This window comes from Rahnella sp. BIGb0603, assembly GCF_024808755.1.
In the GTDB taxonomy this organism is placed as follows: Bacteria; Pseudomonadota; Gammaproteobacteria; order Enterobacterales; family Enterobacteriaceae; genus Rahnella; species Rahnella contaminans.
In genome coordinates this window covers 26,230-42,251 of the sequence record NZ_JANUEX010000004.1, presented here as the reverse complement: position 1 = coordinate 42,251, position 16,022 = coordinate 26,230, and the positions used below count along the sequence as shown (strand labels likewise).

The following is a 16,022-nucleotide window of genomic DNA, read 5'->3' as shown; positions in this document are numbered from 1 at the left end:
GAAAACCGCTATGTTCGCGAAAAGCAGAAATGTGAATCTTAAAGCCCGGCCCCGGCTGAAAATGGCTTCCCTGAAAATAGACAACACTACCCTGGGATTATCGCTGTTGTTGCTGGTGGTCATTATCGGTTTCAGCCTGGCGATGCCGGGGCGTTTCTTCAGTGACGCCACCTTTATGAGTGTCGCCTTCCAGTTGCCGGAACTGGGTTTACTGACGCTGGCGATGTTTATCCCGATCCTCAGCGGCGGCCTGAACCTGTGCATTATCGCCACCGCTAACCTGACCAGTTTACTGATGGCGTGGGTGTTTCTCACCTGGCTGCCGCCCGATGCCAGCATGGCGATGCAGGCGGTCTGGCTGACGGTGGCACTGGTCGGCGCAATGATTCTGGCGCTGGTCATCGGCATGCTGACCGGTGCGCTGGTGGCCTACGTCGGGGCGCATCCGATTCTGGTCACGCTCGCCACCATGACGATGGTGAACGGCGTTGGCATCTATCTCTCACGCGGCGCGGCCATCAGCGGTATGCCCGACATCGTGCGCTTTATCGGCGCGGAAACGCTGCTCGGCGTGCCGGTTCCGCTGATTATCTTCCTGCTGACGGCGGTGTTCATCGCGGTATTCCTCGAACGCACGCGCCTGGGCAAATATATCTACATGAGCGGCAGCAACATCAACGCCACCCATTTCAGCGGCGTGAATACCCACCGCGTGCTGATCGCCATCTACGTAATTTCCAGCATGTTATGCGTGATTGCCGGGCTGATTATGATGGCGCGTTTCAACTCGGCGCGCATGGGCTACGGCGATTCTTACCTGCTGCTGACCGTACTGGCGATCATTTTAGGCGGCACGGATCCCAACGGCGGATTCGGCAAAGTGGCGGGCGTGGTGCTCTCGCTGATTGTCCTCCAGGTGATTTCAACCGGCCTGAATCTGTTGAACGTCAGCCCGCATTTCAGTCTGGCGATGTGGGGCGCGGTACTGATTGTGGTGCTGGCGCTGAAATTCTTCCGTGCCCGTTTCCTGCAAAAACGCGCAGGACGTATGAGCGCCGCCAAAGCGCGGGCTGCACAACCTTAATCCTTATTTTTAAAGCTTATTTTCATAGCCTCTGACCTTAGGAAAACATCATGGAATACAAAATTTCTCCGTCGCTGATGTGCATGAGCCTGATCGACATCAAACAGCAACTGGAGGTGCTGAACCGCCGCGCTGACATGCTGCACATCGACATCATGGACGGCCATTACGTCAAAAACATCACGCTGTCGCCGTTCTTCATCGAACAGATCCGCCCGCATACGCCGCTGGTTCTGGACGTGCATATGATGGTGGAAAATCCGTCCGACTTTATCGAACCGATAGCCAGAGCCGGTGCTGATTTTATTTGCCCGCACGCCGAAACCATCAACCGCGACGCGTTCCGCATCATTAACCAGATCCGTTCTCTGGGCAAAAAGGTCGGCGTGGTGCTCAATCCCGCAACGCCGGTGGAATACATCCAGCACTACATTCATCTGCTGGATAAAATTACCGTCATGACCGTCGATCCGGGCTATGCCGGGCAGCCGTTCATCCCGGAAATGCTGGGGAAAATTGCTCAGCTGCGCGATCTCAAACAGCAAAAAGGCTACCGCTATCTGATCGAAATCGACGGATCCTGCAACTTGCGGACGTATCAGGATCTGATGTCTGCGGGCGCGGAAGTGTTGATCGTCGGCAGTTCCGGCCTGTTCACGCTCGACAGCGATCTGGATATTGCCTGGGACAAAATGCTCGATCAGATGCGTCAGGCGCGTCACGCAGCCTGAGGGCAGGAGAGCCGTATGCCGCACTTTCTTGGAGTGGATGTCGGGGGCACCAATACCCGTTTAATGCTGATGGACAGCCAGCAAAATTTTCGCGGCTACCACAAAACCCCGACGCAAAGTTGGGCAGGGCAAAGTGATCCGCTGAGCGGGCTGGAAGCACTGATCCGCGGGTATCTGGATGCGCAGGATCCGCATCATCAGGTGGCACAGGTGATGCTCGGTTTGCCGGGGATCTTGTCCCGTGACCGGCAAACCGTGTTATCGCTGCCGTTTATTTCCGCGCTGGATAATCAGCCGGTCGCGGAGCAGCTTGCGCAGCGACTGCATCTGCCGGTGACGATGGATAAAGACGTTAACCATCTGATGTGGTGGGATTTACTTCAGCACGACACGCTGCCTGACGTCGCCGTCGGCCTGTATCTGGGCACCGGTCTGGGCAACAGTTTGTGGATTAACGGCGATTTTTATCACGGTGCGCACGGCGGTGCGGGCGAGCTCGGGCATATTCCGCTGGCAGGCAATCCGCTGCTGTGCCCTTGCGGAAAAACCGGCTGCGTCGAGACGCTGACGTCCGGCAACTGGCTCACCGGCTGGGCGCGGCAGCATGCGCCGCACACGCCGTTTGCTGACCTGTTTGTGTATCACGCCGGGCATGTGGATTTAACCGAATTTGTGGCACGACTGGCACGCACCGTCGCCAGTGAAATGAACATTCTGGATCCCGAATACTTAGTGCTGGGCGGCGGTGTGCTGGCGATGGAGAATTTCCCGCTGGCGCAGCTCGAACAGCAGTTGCGCAGCCATCTGCGTAGCCCGTATCCGGCGAACGGACTGAAGATCCACTTCAGCGCCGTCACCGATGAGACCGGTTGCCGCGGCGCCTGTCTGGCCGCACAACGCGTTTTTCAGTCGCAGTCACGACCGTTTTCTTTCAGGAGAGAGGCATGAAAAAAGGCAAGGTATGCGTATTTGGTTCTTTCAACCTCGACATTGTCGCTGGCATGGCGCGTTTCCCCAAGCCGGGAGAATCCCTGATTGCGCGTAACAGCATGATGGGTGCGGGTGGAAAGGGTGCGAATCAGGCAGTTGCCGCACTGCGCGCCGGTGCGCGGGTGCATTACATCGGGAAAGTCGGGCGTGATGATTTCGGCATGTTTGCCCGCCGCCACCTCGACAACGCCGGTTTCGATGCCGTCACGCTGTTTTCCACCAGCGAATGCCCGACCGGTAATGCGCTGATTTACGTCGCCGGTGCGGACGCGGAAAACATGATAGCGGTCGATCCGGGCGCGAACCTGACGGTCACCGACGAAGAGGTCGAACAATGCCGTCCGGCGGTAGCCGCTGCGGATATCCTGCTGACGCAGCTGGAAAATAATCTTCCGGCTATCGAAAAACTGATCAACATCGCCAGGGAAAACGGGACGTACATTATCCTCAACCCCGCACCGTTCCAGCCGGTTTCCGACCACCTGCTGGCGCAGGTCGATTTGCTCACGCCCAACGCCACTGAATGCACATTACTGACCGGCATTGAGGTTCACGATATTCCATCCGCTAAGTGCGCCGCCCACGCGCTGCACGCTAAAGGCATTCAGGCACTGATCGTCACGCTCGGCACGCAGGGCGCACTGCTTTCCGTGAATGGCGAAACGCAAATCATCGCCGCCTGCCCGGCCACACCGGTCGATACCACCGGCGCAGGCGATGCCTTTAACGGCGCATTAGCCTCGCAGCTCGCCGCCGGTTCCACGCTTTCCGAAGCCGCGCAATTTGCCTCCGCCTACGCATCCGTTTGTGTGGAAAGAGCAGGGGCTGCGGCATCGATGCCGACCTATGAAGAGGCACGGGAAAGGATGGGGGTTGTGGTGGTTTGACTGGGTTTTCTTCAGCAAAAAAGAGCGTGCGCGACGTATAAGTAATAATTATAAGTCATTGTAATAGATGCAATTAAATGGATTTTAATGAGGTTTTTTGCTTGTGATTAAACAAGGCTGGAGTAAGTTAGCCATAACTTTTATAAGGAGATAGGAAAATGGCTATTCCAGCTTACCTGTGGCTAAAAGATGATGGCGGCGCCCTGATCAAGGGCGCGGTGGACGTTAAAGACAGAGAATACAGTATTGAAGTTAAAGGGTTTCATCATAACGTGATGATCCCAACGGACAGTGCCACCGGAAAAGTAACGGGTACACGGATGCATTCATCTATGCTTGTCGTGAAAGATTTTGATTCATCGAGCCCGTATCTCTATAAGGCGGTTGCAACGGGCCAAAATCTCGAGTCCGCGGAAATTCGCTGGTACAAGATTAACGATGCCGGACAAGAAGTTGAATACTTCAATATGATGTTAGAAAAGGTTCGTATTGTTTCGATATCCCCAACGATGGGGGCTTCTGATAATCCAAATGATAATCACATGGAATCTGTTGAACTGCGGTATGAAAAAATTACGTGGAAACATAAAGACGGGAATATTATTTTCTCTGATGCATGGAACGACCGCCAGACGGCATAAATAAAAAAGGGGCCATTATGCCCCTTACTGATATAACCATTTCCCCGCTTTTGCTGATTCAATAATCATTCCCACCGTGAGCGGTTTATATTCTTTGCGCTGGAATTTTTTCCACAATAACCAAACAGGCCACTCTGGTTCGAAGTAATCATCGAGATTGAAGTTGTTGTGTCCGATGCCGTATCGAGTGAACAGGTCAACTAACATTTCTTCTAACTCTTCCTGAACAAAATTAAAGTGTTCCTGAAATGTCCATTCTTTACCGACGGGCTGTTTCCTGAAGCTATATTTCTCAGTTATGTAGTTTAGGATTTCGTTTTCATCGAACATCAGAAATAGGTCCATGGAATGCGGTCGTCAGGCCGTGCAATCAGATTATATTTATTCCGGGTTTCTTTTGCGACAATTGAAAAAACTATCATTGCCTGAACATATCCTACGTACGGAACATATCGCCCTACGGCTGTGCCGACCCTGATTGTCCATCGGGTTTTCCATATTCCTACGGGTGTTTCAACGGGCTCAATAAAATGCATATCCTTAAATATCCTGCGGGACATTTTAGACGCAACACTGGTACCCCATGATGACTTGCCTAATCCTTTCTTTTTAGGAATAAGCGGCCAGCCTGAAAGAATGGTGGCAGCGGTTTCAATCGCCAAACCTTCATGTTTTGAAAATTCTTCCAAAAATATTAACCAGAATAACTCCTGAGCCGATACATTTTCATGCCCATGATAAAAATACGTCCCGTTTAGCTCTTCTGTTGTATCCATTACCTATGTTCCCTGTTCGCATACGAGGTTCGCGATAGTAGCACTTAAAAATGGGCATTAAATTAGCAAGGCAGATAGGTTCAATTCTTCCTGACAGGGGGCGGGCAGGAGTCATTCCTGAGAGACGCCTTCCAATTATCAAAGTAACTTCCTGTAAATCCATACAGTCTGTTTCATTGGCAAAATCATCGGAATATAGTCACCTCGCTGCGGCAAAATCCGTAGCCGGACTTGGAACTCCGAATATCTGGAACTGAAAAAATTTGTTTTTTTTCAGCGGCTACGTGCACACTTCAATTCGTGGCTCAGGCAGGGCAATCTTTATGATTGGCCGGTCGCTAGATCCGGAGTTCCAAACCTGTCTGAGACACTCCTTTAATTTGGAACCTGAAGGCGTGATGAAACTTAAATCTGGTAATGGAATGATCATCATGACAACAACCGAAACCCAATACCCTGAAAACTCCATCACCGCTTTTCGCACTTTGATTTCCGATATGGATCTCAGCAACTTCACCGAACCCCAGCTTTATGATCTTGGCGCGGTCGCCTCTGAATCTGCCGAAGGCCTTTGCCATGGTTTGCTCTGTCTGAGCGAAGGTCTGGAAAGCGGGGAACTTTTGCCGCCGGAAGGTGTGGCGCAGGTGAGCGCGTACATCAAAGCTACGGCGCATGTTTTGCCTGCTTTGTTTGAGTTGTCGGAAAAAGCCGGGAACGCGCTGGCGAGGTCATGAGTTCAGGGGTAACGATTTTAAGGACGGCAATACGGCGGTCTTTTCATCCTATTTGTTCAGTAACATTCGCTCATTTTTCATTCAAATAACCATCACACTTCCGCCATGTAACTGACACATAGGCAGGACAGGATAGGCACCTTATTTCGCTGACCGGTATCCTGTAATGCGCCGCACGTTGTTTCCTTATCTTATTTTGCTGCCGACGCTGATTTTCCTGTTTCTGTTCACCTATTACCCTTTATTTCAGTCAGCGATGGACAGCCTGTTTGACAGCCGTCTGTCGTCGGACGCACCGCCGTTTGTCGGTCTGCAAAACTATCTGCGTCTGGTGCAGGATCCCGTTTTCTGGCGTGCGCTGCTCAATAATCTGGCTTACATCCTGATGACCGTCGTGCCCGGTATCGTGCTGGCGCTGCTGCTGGCCGTTGCGCTGTGGGAAAACACTTCGCTCAACCGCTGGCTGCGTACCGCGTTTTTCTTTCCGATGATTATCCCGCTGGTCAGCGCAGCAACCCTGTGGCTGTTCATTTTTATGCCCGGCATGGGGCTGCTGGATTACACCCTGGCGAAAATGTTCGGGCCGATGAATAACAACTATCTCGGCATGAGCAACAGCGCGCTGATTGCCCTGAGCGTTATCGGTGTATGGAAATTTGCCGGGTATTACATGCTGTTTTTCCTCGCCGGATTGCAGTCGATTCCTGCTTCGGCACGCGAAGCGGCGCTGATGGAAGGGGCGTCGCGCCCGCAGGTTTTCTTCTATGTCACGCTGCCGCTGCTGCGCCCGACCATCAGTTTTGTGGTCACTATTGCGCTGATTTATTCCATTACCCAGATCGACCACGTCGCGGTGATGACGCAGGGCGGGCCGAATAATGCCACTACCGTGCTGCTGTATTACATCCAGAGTCTCGCCAATGACACCCACGATTTAGGCAAGGCCTCGGCGGCGACTTTCCTCACGCTGGTGCTGTTGTTTGGTTTTTCGATGCTGAATCTGCGTGTGCTGGAAAAAGGAGCTCACTATGAGCGTTGAAACATCTGAAGCGCCGGTGATGACCGGTAAAAAATCGCAGGCGGGTGCGCGTTCGCCGTCGATGTTATTGCGCGGTGCGCGTCGTTCGACATTGCCGGTTTTACTGCTGTGCGCGGCGTTTTTATGGATGGCACCGTTCCTGTGGATGCTGTCGTCGGCGTTCAGCGAAAGCAGCTTTTCGCCGGATATGGCCTCGTTACTGCCGCGCTTTCCGCTGACACTGCAAAACTTCCGTGAGGCATGGGACAGCGCCGACTGGCTGAGGCTTTACGCCAATACGATCTTCTTCTCCTTCGGCACGTTTCTGGTTCAGCTGGTGACCATCACCACCGCCGGTTACGTCTTCGCGTATCACGAATTTCGCGGCAAACAGACGCTGTTCTACTTACTGCTCATCCAGCTGATGATCATGCCGGTCATTATGATGGTGCCGAACATGATGATCCTCAAACAGTTCGGGCTGCTCAACACCCTGACCGGCGTAATGATGCCGTACTTTGCCTCAGCGTTTGGCGTGTTCCTGATGCGTCAGGCGTTTCTCAGTATTCCCCGTGAAATCGAAGAAGCTGCTCTGATGGAAGGCTGCCGCTGGTGGCAGGTGGTGTTCCGCGTGCTGATCCCCATGTCATGGCCCGCCATTCTCGCCTTTGCGACCGTCAGCATTACCTATCACTGGAATGAATATTTATGGCCGCTGATGGTGCTGAACGATCCGGATAAACAGGTGCTGACCGTCGGGCTGGTGTCCTTTGCGATGGGCGCGGAATCGGGCGGCCAGTGGGGATTGATTACTGCCGGAACGCTGATGGTGTGCCTGCCACTGATGCTGGCATTCATTATTTTTCAGAAACAGTTCCTGAAAAGCTTTGGCTTCTCGGGCATTAAATAAAGGAGTCATCCATGTTTTTAGCTCAGATTTCTGACATGCACTTTCGCAGCCATGGTCGCAAATTGTATGACTTTATCGATGTGAACGGCTGTAATGCCGAAGTGGTCAGCCAGCTGAATGCGCTGGAAGAACAACCGGATGCGGTGGTGATCACCGGCGATATCGTCAACTGTGGCCTGCCGCAGGAATATGAAGTTGCGCGCCGCACGCTGGGCAATCTGCGCTATCCGCTGTTTATTATTCCGGGCAATCACGATGACAAGGCACAGTTCCTGGAAGCGCTGCATCCGCTGTGTCCGCAGCTAGGCACCGATCCGCAAAATATGCGTTATGCCATCGATGATTTCCCGATGCGTCTGCTGTTTGTGGATTCCAGCCTGGCCGGTGAATCAAAAGGGTTCCTGACGCTGGAAACGCTGGCGTGGCTGGAAGGTCAGCTGGAGCAGGGCGGCGGGAAACCGACGGCAGTGTTTATGCACCATCCGCCGGTGAAGGTCGGTTCGGCGCAAATGGACGCGATTTCCTGCGAAAACGGCGACCAGCTGCTGGCTCTGATTGACCGCTTCCCGTCGCTGGTTCGCGTGTTCTGCGGCCATACGCACCGCCTGATTTTCACCCAGTACAAACAGGCGATCATCACCACCATTCCCGGTACTGTGCATCAGGTGCCGTATTACCATCATAATCCCGCGCCGTTCTATAACCTCGAACCGGCGGCCTGCGTCATGCACCGTCTGGTGGATAACACCGGGCTGGTCAGTTATCTGCATCCGCTGTCGCAATATCCGGGGCCGTATCTTTACGATGCACAAATCAGTTGTCCGGTGGATGAGCAATGATGTCGGGTATTCGTCTGGAAAATATTACCAAACAGTTTGAAGGCAGCACGGCGGTGAATCATCTGTCGCTGGAGATTGCCGACGGCGAATTTCTGGTGCTGGTCGGGCCGTCGGGTTGTGGCAAAAGTACCCTGCTGCGTTTGCTGGCCGGTCTGGAAGAGGTCAGCGACGGGCGCATTATGCTCGACGGTAATGACATCTCCGGTTTGCCGCCCCGCGAACGAAATTTTTCGATGATATTTCAGAACTACGCGCTGTTCCCGCACATGACCGTTGAGCAGAACATCACGTTCGGTATGCGGATGCGCAACGAGCCGAAAGATCAGCACAAGGCGCGTGTCGATCGCGTGGCCGGATTATTGCAGCTGGAGCCGTTGCTCAAACGTAAACCGGGCAAATTGTCCGGCGGACAGCGTCAGCGCGTGGCGATGGCCCGCGCGATAGTGCGCGATCCGAAGCTTTTCCTGATGGATGAACCGCTGTCGAACCTCGATGCGCGCCTGCGTACCGAAGTCCGCGATGGGATTATGCAGCTGCATCAGCAGCTAAAAACCAGCACCGTTTACGTTACGCACGACCAGATGGAAGCCATGACCATGGCGGACAGGATCGCCGTGCTGGATAAGGGCCATCTGCAACAAATTGGCGCGCCGGAAGCGCTGTACGCGCATCCGGCTAACTTATTTGTCGCCGGATTTATCGGCACACCGTCGATGAATCTTTTTCTGCTGCCGTGCGCCGCAGGCGTGCTGACAGTCGAAAATCAGCCGGTGCATTTGCCGCAAACTGGTCACGCGCAGGCGCTTACTGAAGTGTATCTGGGCATCAGACCCGAACACCTCAGCGACCGCCCGGTGGATGGCGAAAGCCTGCAATTGCAGGCCACACTGACCTATCGCGAACTGCTCGGCGCGGAGTATCTCTGCCACGCCGACACTGCGCTGGGGAAAATTCGTTACGTTCGTAAAAACCAGCTGCGGGAAAACGTCGGGGAGATCCCACAACCCGGCGACCGCATCACCTTGTATTTCTCTTTGCACGACCTTCACCTTTTTTCAGGCCAAAACCAGCAGAACCTGCACCGGGAGAATCACCATCATGCGTAAAGTTCACGCACTGACGCTCGCCATTGGCTTAATTGCCACAGGCAGCGCCTTCGCCAAAGAAAATATCGATTTCATGTTCCCTGCGCCGGTTGACGGCAAGCTGACCATGGAAATGACCCGCGTTATCAAAGAGTTCAATCAGTCACAAAATGATGTCGAAGTGCGCGGCATTTTTACCGGCAGCTATGACACCACCAAAGTGAAAGCGGAAGCAGCGGCCAAATCCGGCCAGCCACCGGCGCTGGTGATTATGTCGGCGAACTTCACGGCAGATCTGGCGATCAAAAATGAAATTCTGCCGATGGACGAACTGTTCAAATTCGGCGATCAGAAAGCCACGCCATTCCTGACGCAAAACTTCTGGCCCGCCATGCGCCAGAATGCGCAGGTGAACGGCGTGACGTATGCCATTCCGTTCCATAACTCGACGCCAATTTTGTATTACAACAAAACGATGTTCGCCCGGGCGGGTATTACCGCGCCACCGAAAGACTGGGATGAATTGCTGGCAGATTCGAAAAAGCTGACAGATTCGGCGAAAGGCCAGTGGGGCATCATGTTGCCATCGACTAACGATGACTACGGCGGCTGGATTTTATCCGCGCTGGTGCGTGCCAACGGCGGGCAGTATTACAACGCCGATTACCCGGGCGAAGTGTATTACGACAAACCGTCCACGCTGGGCGCATTGCACTTCTGGCAGAACCTGGTTTATCGCGACAAAGTGATGCCTTCAGGCGTGCTGAATTCCAAACAAATCAGCGCAGCGTTCTTCTCTGGCAAACTGGGTATGGCGATGCTGAGCACCGGCGCGCTGGGCTTTATGCGTGAAAACACCAAAGATTTCGAGCTGGGGGTGGCGATGATGCCTTCCAAAGTGCGTAACGCAGTGACCATCGGCGGAGCGAGTCTGGTGAGCTTTAAAGGGATTTCCGACGATCAGAAAAAAGCGGCATACCAGTTCATGCAATATCTGGTCAGTCCGAAAGTGAACGGTGCCTGGAGCCGATTTACCGGTTATTTTTCACCGCGTATGGCGTCTTATGACACGCCTGAAATGAAAGATTATCTGGCAAAAGACCCGCGTGCGTCGATTGCACTGGAGCAGCTGAAATACGCTTATCCGTGGTATGCGACCTATGAAACCGTGGCGGTTCGACAGGCAATGGAAAACCAGCTGGCAGCGTTGGTAAACGACGAAAAAGTGACACCGGAAGCGGCGGCGGCGCAGGCACAGAAAGATGCAGACACCATCATGAAACCTTATGTGGAATCAACGGCGCTGACGGTACCGAAGTAAATTTTTTAAACGTCCTCCCCTGTGAAGGGGAGGACTATATTACTTCAGCCAGCCCTGCTGATGGGCGTTATCAAGATGGCCGCGGATATGTAGCCACAGTTCCGGGTGGATATCGGCGATAAAGGAATTACGCGCCAGAACCTGTTCCAGACGAATGTTATTTTCCACCCAGCTCTGACCCTGATTGTTCAGGTTCATGACCATCGGCATGACGCGGTCAATCACCAGCGCAAACCGCGCTTCCGGGGTTTCTCCGGCTTCGTACTCGTTCCACAGATCCAGAAATTGTGTGCTCAGCGGCGCAGGCAGTAATCCGAACAGGCGTTTGGCGGCGATCACTTCCTGATCGTGAACGGCGGCGCGGGCGGCGAGGTCATAAACGATGACGTCACCGGCGTCGATTTCGACGATGTCGTGGATTAGCGCGATGCGGATGACTTTATTGATATCCACGCCTTCCGGTGCGAAAGGTGCCAGTGACATGGCTGCCACGGCGAAATGCCAGCTGTGTTCCGCAGAGTTTTCCTGACGTTCGGTGCCCAGCACTTTTGTGCGGCGTTGCACGCTTTTCAGCTTGTCGATTTCCATCAGGAACTGAAAAACTTCGGTCATTGCGCCAAAATTCAGCGGGGAAGTTGCTACGGACATAGTCAAACCTTAGTCAAATTGACGGCATTATGGAGAGCATTATCAGAGATTTCCGGTACACCTTAATCGGTTGATGACAAAAAATCATGTTTTTGGGTGCGGAAAATGGCGCTGTCTTCAGAATGTCACACGGAGGAATTATAAACAAAGTGAATGAATTGAAGGGATTCCAGAAATAGGTAGACTGAAATGATGATCCCGCTAAGAGACTGTTACATCAGGAAATACTCAATTTAGGCTTACAGGTGTACACTGGAATCATTCTCAGTTAATCTGCCTGTCGACGTAATTTATAAACAGTGCCGGATTAACGTTATTTTATTGTTTTGCCTCGAGGGTTCTCATCGTATGGGTAAGTCATCACCACAGGGATATCCGTGGGCTGAAGAAATTGCCAACAGCCTGAGTCACGGCGTCGGGCTGGTGTTTGGGATTGTCGGCCTGGTCTTGTTACTGGGGCAGGCGATCAGCGTAAACGCCAGCGCAATGGCGATCACCAGTTATAGTTTGTACGGCGGCAGCATGATTTTGCTGTATCTGGCCTCCACGTTGTATCACGCCATTCCGCATCAGAAAGCCAAATACTGGCTGAAAAAACTCGATCACTGCGCGATTTATCTGCTGATTGCCGGAACTTACACGCCGTTCCTGTTGATCGGGCTGAATTCTCCCCTGGCGAAAGGGCTGATGGCGGTCATCTGGGGCCTGGCGCTGTTTGGCGTAATTTTCAAACTGGCGTTTGCGCACCGTTTTGAAGTGCTTTCGCTGATCACCTACCTGACCATGGGCTGGCTGTCGCTGATTGTGATTTATCAGCTGGCGACCAAATTGTCTCCTGGCGGTGTGGCGTTACTGGCTGTGGGCGGCGTGGTGTACACGCTGGGCGTCATTTTCTATGCATCAAAACGCTTCCGTTTCGGTCACGCCATCTGGCACGGTTTTGTGCTGGGCGGCAGCGCCTGCCACTTTATGGCGATCTACTTCTACGTGTAGATAAAACGGCGAGTCAAACAAAAATGAAAGCGGAGTCTTGTGCTCCGCTTTTTTGTGCCTGCTATTCGCCTGACCACCACTGCACCAGCGACGGCACCGGGCGCAGATCGTAATGCGGTTCGCCCAGCAGATGGTTCAGGATTTTGGCCGAGCGCCACGCAGTCAGCGTCAACTGGCCTTCGGCGCTGCCATGGCTGTGGATACCGGCATTCACCGCGTAAATCCGGTTCTGTTCCGGACCGTCCCAGCGCAGGTTGAAGTTGGGCAGCAACGGCAAATGTTGTTCGCGATCGTACGGAATTCTGTTGAGCATTGGCGCGAGATAATCCGGCAAACCGGGGCGATAACCCGTGGCGAGAATGACGATATCGCCGCTGAAATGTTCCTCGGATTTCTCCAGCCCGTGTTTCGCCTGCAAACTGAAATCCCCGGAAGCGTTGCGAACGATATGATCCAGCGCGCGGTGCGGCAGTAAACGCACGTTGCGCGGCTGATGCAACACGTCAAACCGGTGATAAAGCTGCTTATAAATGTCTTCCAGCGTGTGATAACTGATGCCATCGGAAGGCAGTTTCTGCGTTCTGATCTCCTGCTCACGCACGTCTTCGGGGAGCGTGTAGAAGTAATTCACATACTCGGGCGTGAAATATTCATTAGTGAAAATCGACTCATCCAGCGGCTGAAAATTCGGGCGTCGTGACAACCAGCTCAGTTCCGCGAATTCACCCCAGTGCCCGCCCAGGGCATTGAGAATAATGTCTGCGCCGCTCTGGCCACCGCCGACCACAATGACGCGTTTGCCGGTGAAATCTGGTTCGCGCAATTCAATTTCAGCCGCGTGGAAACAGTTTTCCCCCAGCGCCGCGCGTGCCGGTTTGGGGATCCACGGCGCATGGCCGGTGCCGAGGCAAATGTTGCGCGCGCGGTGCTCGCCTTTATCGCTCTGCACCACAAATTCCTGCTTTTTATCATCGAAATCAATACGCTCAATCGGCTCGGAAAAATGCAGACCGGGAATGCGGTCACACGCCCAGCGCAGATAATCTGAGAATTCATCGCGGCTGATGATCAGTTGTTCTGTCGCCAGAAAACGGTAAATCTTCTTCTGCTCAACCAGATAGTTGATAAAGGAGAATTCGCTGCGCGGTGCTACCGTCGTCACCAGATCCTGCAAAACGTAGGTCTGCATGGTGGCCGTTGGCAATAACATGCCGGGATGCCAGCTGAATTCCGGGTTGGCATCAAAAAAAGCCGTGTTAAGTTTCGCGGTATCCCTCGCCATGGCGGCCAGACTCAGATTAAACGGGCCGATGCCAATACCAATCAAATCCTTCGCGGGCATCTTTCTGTTCCTTATGTGTTTTAGAAAAGACAGTGAAGTGCTTTAAGCATAGGCCAGCCACCGCAAGCTGACATTTTTCTCGAAAATAGAAACAAAACTTCATAGACTCAGACACTTCGCCCGTTTCCAAAAGATGAACAAAAGGATCCGTTATGACCCGCCTGCGCCGTTTTAAACAAGTTGATGTGTTTACCGCTGAACCGCTGAAAGGCAATGCACTGGCCGTAATCCTCGATGCCGAAGGGCTGACCGACGCCGAAATGTTCGCCATGGCGCGCTGGACCAATCTTGCGGAAACCGCTTTTGTGCTTAAACCGGAATCGCCGGATGCCGATTACCGCGTCCGTATTTTTACCACCGACAAAGAGTTGCCGTTTGCCGGACATCCGACGCTGGGCACGGCGTACGCGCTGTTGCAAAGCGGCCTGAAGCCTAAAAATCCGGGGCATCTGATACAGGAATGCGGCGTCGGGTTGGTTCAGGTTAATCAGTTGTCCGAAGGCGGGCAGGCGTTTTCTGCACCGCCGGCGGTAATGAAACCGCTGGGGGCTGAACACAATGCGTTGCTGGAGACCGCGCTGCGCGGTGGCAAAATTCAGGCTGACGTCACGCCGGTGGCGGCTGACATGGGCATTATCTGGCTGGTGGTGCGCATGGAAAGCGCGCAGGATTGCCTGAATATCACGGCTGACGCAGCGGCCATCAGCGAGCTGCAAACGCGTCTCGGCGTGAACGGCATTGCGGTTTACGGTTTGCACGATAAAAACGGCCCGGCAGATTATGAAGTGCGGGCGCTGATCGACGAAGACGGCGTGCTGAAAGAAGATCCGGTCACGGGCAGCGCGAATGCCTGTCTGGCGCGGGTTTTGAAAGCCGGGGGATTCCCGGACGGTGCGCATATGGCCGAAAGTTACCGCGTCCGTCAGGGCACAAAACTTCAGCGAGATGGCCGTGTGACAGTCACTTTCGTGGACGGCGAACCGTGGATTGGCGGCGATACCTGCACGCTGATCGACGGCACGTTAGATCTCTGATCAGCGCGGCGTCAGCCCTTGTTGCGTCGTCTGTAACAGATGAATAAACGCCTGCCTATACGGCGTGGCATTGAGGTTATGGCGGTGCAGCAGCCAGGTGCGGTTCTTCACCGTCGTGCCATCGACGCTGACGGGCCGCCGGTAAAAATGCTCCGGCAGCGGTAAATATGTGGCGACAATCGCGTAGCCCAGCCCGTGCTCCACCATTGCCATACACACCTCGAGCTTATCGACTTCCATCGTGACGTTCGGCGCGTGCGAGAAATTGGCATTCCACCAGCGTTCAATCAGCTGCGTGACGTGCGCGCCGTGATGGATTTTTATCTGCGGCATGTGCGGAAGCAGCGCAAAATCAAAATCCTGACTGTTCACCAGCACATAGTCATCTTCTTCAATCAGGTGCTTACCTTCCTTCCAGTTAAAATCATCTTTCACCAGCGCCATATCAATCTCGCCGCGCAGCAGTTTCTGGATGATGTCCTCGCTGAATCCGCTCATCAGGCTGACGCGGATCCCCGGATGCGTCTGGCGAAACTGGCTCAGCAAAGGCGGCAGACGATATGCCGCGTAATTGCTGGAAACGCCGAGCGAGATTTCCCCTTGTTGCGCCTGATCCAGGCTGTGCAGATTGAGTTTCAGTTGTTGTAAATCGCTGAGTACGGTCACCGCGTGCTGCGCGAGATATTCCCCCTGCGCGCTGAAAACCAGCCCCTTTTGCCCTTCTTCAAATAAACGGATAGCCAGTTTGCGTTCGATCTGACGCAGGCGATAACTCAGGGCGGGCTGCGAGGTGTAAAGCTGCTCCGCCGCGCGGGTAATATTTTTATGCTGATATACGGCGCGCAAAATCAGCCAGTCTTTTTCGTTCATGGATTTCCCCGGAGTACTGCCCGCAAAGTCGAATACCATAAAATAATTTTTGCGTAAAAAGGGCAACAGATAAAAAGGCTCAATTTGACCAAAATCCCTAAAAGCCCTATTTCTGGAAG

General features: G+C 53.6%; 18 protein-coding genes. 13 read left to right on the top strand and 5 right to left on the bottom strand.

Annotated features, from left to right (window positions below; all coding sequences use genetic code 11):
• The first annotated feature begins 10 nt into the window (after window positions 1–10).
• The 5 genes from M2403_RS11570 to M2403_RS11550 all read left to right on the top strand — a co-directional run bounded on the left by M2403_RS11570 (window position 11) and on the right by M2403_RS11550 (window position 4,333).
• Window positions 11–1,084 carry an ABC transporter permease gene (locus M2403_RS11570; RefSeq protein WP_259229226.1) on the top strand — a complete coding sequence of 358 codons (1,074 nt, stop codon included), beginning with the start codon at window positions 11–13 and terminating at the stop codon, window positions 1,082–1,084.
• 50 nt (window positions 1,085–1,134) lie between these two features.
• Window positions 1,135–1,815 carry a D-allulose 6-phosphate 3-epimerase gene (gene alsE / locus M2403_RS11565; RefSeq protein WP_259229224.1) on the top strand — a complete coding sequence of 227 codons (681 nt, stop codon included), beginning with the start codon at window positions 1,135–1,137 and terminating at the stop codon, window positions 1,813–1,815.
• Between the two features lie 15 nt (window positions 1,816–1,830).
• Window positions 1,831–2,763, top strand: a complete 933-nt coding sequence (alsK, locus tag M2403_RS11560; protein ID WP_259229222.1) for an allose kinase — start codon at window positions 1,831–1,833, stop codon at window positions 2,761–2,763.
• The gene (gene rbsK, locus M2403_RS11555; protein ID WP_152327778.1) at window positions 2,760–3,692 is read left to right on the top strand and encodes a ribokinase; all 933 of its coding nucleotides are present in this window, start codon (window positions 2,760–2,762) and stop codon (window positions 3,690–3,692) included. The genes alsK and rbsK overlap by 4 nt, the downstream gene beginning before the upstream one ends.
• A 158-nt stretch (window positions 3,693–3,850) precedes the next feature.
• Window positions 3,851–4,333, top strand: a complete 483-nt coding sequence (locus M2403_RS11550) for an Hcp family type VI secretion system effector (protein WP_259229213.1) — start codon at window positions 3,851–3,853, stop codon at window positions 4,331–4,333.
• A 24-nt stretch (window positions 4,334–4,357) separates the two neighbouring features.
• Here the strand turns inward: M2403_RS11550 and M2403_RS11545 are convergent, their stop codons facing one another.
• On the bottom strand, window positions 4,358–4,663 hold the full coding sequence (locus M2403_RS11545; RefSeq protein ID WP_374101287.1) for a DUF1493 family protein: 306 nt from the start codon (window positions 4,661–4,663) through the stop codon (window positions 4,358–4,360).
• Window positions 4,663–5,109, bottom strand: coding sequence for an STM2901 family protein (locus M2403_RS11540; protein ID WP_208951400.1), 447 nt, complete (start codon window positions 5,107–5,109; stop codon window positions 4,663–4,665). The genes M2403_RS11545 and M2403_RS11540 overlap by 1 nt, the downstream gene beginning before the upstream one ends.
• Before the next feature lie 431 nt (window positions 5,110–5,540).
• Here M2403_RS11540 and M2403_RS11535 point away from each other — a divergent pair, with 431 nt between their 5' ends.
• The 6 genes from M2403_RS11535 to M2403_RS11510 all read left to right on the top strand — a co-directional run bounded on the left by M2403_RS11535 (window position 5,541) and on the right by M2403_RS11510 (window position 11,016).
• A complete protein-coding gene (locus M2403_RS11535; RefSeq protein ID WP_217154009.1) occupies window positions 5,541–5,843 on the top strand; it encodes a hypothetical protein in 303 nt (100 codons plus the stop codon).
• 166 nt (window positions 5,844–6,009) lie between these two features.
• A complete protein-coding gene (locus tag M2403_RS11530; RefSeq protein ID WP_152327781.1) occupies window positions 6,010–6,882 on the top strand; it encodes a carbohydrate ABC transporter permease in 873 nt (290 codons plus the stop codon).
• On the top strand, window positions 6,872–7,771 hold the full coding sequence (locus M2403_RS11525) for a carbohydrate ABC transporter permease (protein ID WP_259229210.1): 900 nt from the start codon (window positions 6,872–6,874) through the stop codon (window positions 7,769–7,771). The genes M2403_RS11530 and M2403_RS11525 overlap by 11 nt, the downstream gene beginning before the upstream one ends.
• An 11-nt stretch (window positions 7,772–7,782) precedes the next feature.
• Complete coding sequence (locus M2403_RS11520) at window positions 7,783–8,610, top strand: phosphodiesterase (protein WP_217154006.1); 828 nt, start codon at window positions 7,783–7,785, stop codon at window positions 8,608–8,610.
• The gene (locus M2403_RS11515; protein ID WP_259229621.1) at window positions 8,610–9,716 is read left to right on the top strand and encodes an ABC transporter ATP-binding protein; all 1,107 of its coding nucleotides are present in this window, start codon (window positions 8,610–8,612) and stop codon (window positions 9,714–9,716) included. The genes M2403_RS11520 and M2403_RS11515 overlap by 1 nt, the downstream gene beginning before the upstream one ends.
• Complete coding sequence (locus M2403_RS11510) at window positions 9,709–11,016, top strand: ABC transporter substrate-binding protein (RefSeq protein WP_259229209.1); 1,308 nt, start codon at window positions 9,709–9,711, stop codon at window positions 11,014–11,016. The genes M2403_RS11515 and M2403_RS11510 overlap by 8 nt, the downstream gene beginning before the upstream one ends.
• Before the next feature lie 39 nt (window positions 11,017–11,055).
• On the opposite strand, the gene M2403_RS11505 is transcribed toward M2403_RS11510, so the two are convergent.
• Window positions 11,056–11,664: an HD family hydrolase gene (locus tag M2403_RS11505; RefSeq protein ID WP_208951404.1), complete on the bottom strand. Its 609-nt coding sequence runs from the start codon at window positions 11,662–11,664 to the stop codon at window positions 11,056–11,058.
• Window positions 11,665–12,012: 348 nt separating this feature from the next.
• Between M2403_RS11505 and M2403_RS11500 the strand changes: the two genes are divergently transcribed.
• Window positions 12,013–12,657: a hemolysin III family protein gene (locus tag M2403_RS11500; RefSeq protein ID WP_259229208.1), complete on the top strand. Its 645-nt coding sequence runs from the start codon at window positions 12,013–12,015 to the stop codon at window positions 12,655–12,657.
• A gap of 61 nt (window positions 12,658–12,718) precedes the next feature.
• Here M2403_RS11500 and M2403_RS11495 read toward each other — a convergent pair whose 3' ends face one another.
• On the bottom strand, window positions 12,719–13,999 hold the full coding sequence (locus M2403_RS11495) for a lysine N(6)-hydroxylase/L-ornithine N(5)-oxygenase family protein (RefSeq protein ID WP_165059207.1): 1,281 nt from the start codon (window positions 13,997–13,999) through the stop codon (window positions 12,719–12,721).
• A gap of 152 nt (window positions 14,000–14,151) precedes the next feature.
• On the opposite strand from M2403_RS11495, the gene M2403_RS11490 reads away from it, so the two are divergent.
• Entirely contained in the window at window positions 14,152–15,033 is an 882-nt protein-coding gene (locus M2403_RS11490; RefSeq protein ID WP_152327788.1) for a PhzF family phenazine biosynthesis protein, read from the top strand.
• Here M2403_RS11490 and M2403_RS11485 read toward each other — a convergent pair whose 3' ends face one another.
• Window positions 15,034–15,903 carry a LysR family transcriptional regulator gene (locus M2403_RS11485; RefSeq protein ID WP_259229207.1) on the bottom strand — a complete coding sequence of 290 codons (870 nt, stop codon included), beginning with the start codon at window positions 15,901–15,903 and terminating at the stop codon, window positions 15,034–15,036.
• Between the last annotated feature and the right edge of the window lie 119 nt (window positions 15,904–16,022).

Bases quoted from the DNA above. Each gene is read 5' to 3' on its own strand.
- M2403_RS11515 (WP_259229621.1), top strand. From the start codon at position 8,610: ATGTCGGGTATTCGTCTGGAAAATATTACCAAACAGTTTGAAGGCAGC.
- M2403_RS11545 (WP_374101287.1), bottom strand. From the start codon at position 4,663: ATGTTCGATGAAAACGAAATCCTAAACTACATAACTGAGAAATATAGC.
- rbsK (WP_152327778.1), top strand. From the start codon at position 2,760: ATGAAAAAAGGCAAGGTATGCGTATTTGGTTCTTTCAACCTCGACATT.
- M2403_RS11530 (WP_152327781.1), top strand. From the start codon at position 6,010: ATGCGCCGCACGTTGTTTCCTTATCTTATTTTGCTGCCGACGCTGATT.
- M2403_RS11495 (WP_165059207.1), bottom strand. From the start codon at position 13,999: ATGCCCGCGAAGGATTTGATTGGTATTGGCATCGGCCCGTTTAATCTG.
- M2403_RS11570 (WP_259229226.1), top strand. From the start codon at position 11: ATGTTCGCGAAAAGCAGAAATGTGAATCTTAAAGCCCGGCCCCGGCTG.
- M2403_RS11520 (WP_217154006.1), top strand. From the start codon at position 7,783: ATGTTTTTAGCTCAGATTTCTGACATGCACTTTCGCAGCCATGGTCGC.
- M2403_RS11490 (WP_152327788.1), top strand. From the start codon at position 14,152: ATGACCCGCCTGCGCCGTTTTAAACAAGTTGATGTGTTTACCGCTGAA.
- alsE (WP_259229224.1), top strand. From the start codon at position 1,135: ATGGAATACAAAATTTCTCCGTCGCTGATGTGCATGAGCCTGATCGAC.
- M2403_RS11535 (WP_217154009.1), top strand. From the start codon at position 5,541: ATGACAACAACCGAAACCCAATACCCTGAAAACTCCATCACCGCTTTT.
- M2403_RS11500 (WP_259229208.1), top strand. From the start codon at position 12,013: ATGGGTAAGTCATCACCACAGGGATATCCGTGGGCTGAAGAAATTGCC.
- alsK (WP_259229222.1), top strand. From the start codon at position 1,831: ATGCCGCACTTTCTTGGAGTGGATGTCGGGGGCACCAATACCCGTTTA.
- M2403_RS11510 (WP_259229209.1), top strand. From the start codon at position 9,709: ATGCGTAAAGTTCACGCACTGACGCTCGCCATTGGCTTAATTGCCACA.
- M2403_RS11540 (WP_208951400.1), bottom strand. From the start codon at position 5,109: ATGGATACAACAGAAGAGCTAAACGGGACGTATTTTTATCATGGGCAT.
- M2403_RS11505 (WP_208951404.1), bottom strand. From the start codon at position 11,664: ATGTCCGTAGCAACTTCCCCGCTGAATTTTGGCGCAATGACCGAAGTT.
- M2403_RS11550 (WP_259229213.1), top strand. From the start codon at position 3,851: ATGGCTATTCCAGCTTACCTGTGGCTAAAAGATGATGGCGGCGCCCTG.
- M2403_RS11525 (WP_259229210.1), top strand. From the start codon at position 6,872: ATGAGCGTTGAAACATCTGAAGCGCCGGTGATGACCGGTAAAAAATCG.
- M2403_RS11485 (WP_259229207.1), bottom strand. From the start codon at position 15,903: ATGAACGAAAAAGACTGGCTGATTTTGCGCGCCGTATATCAGCATAAA.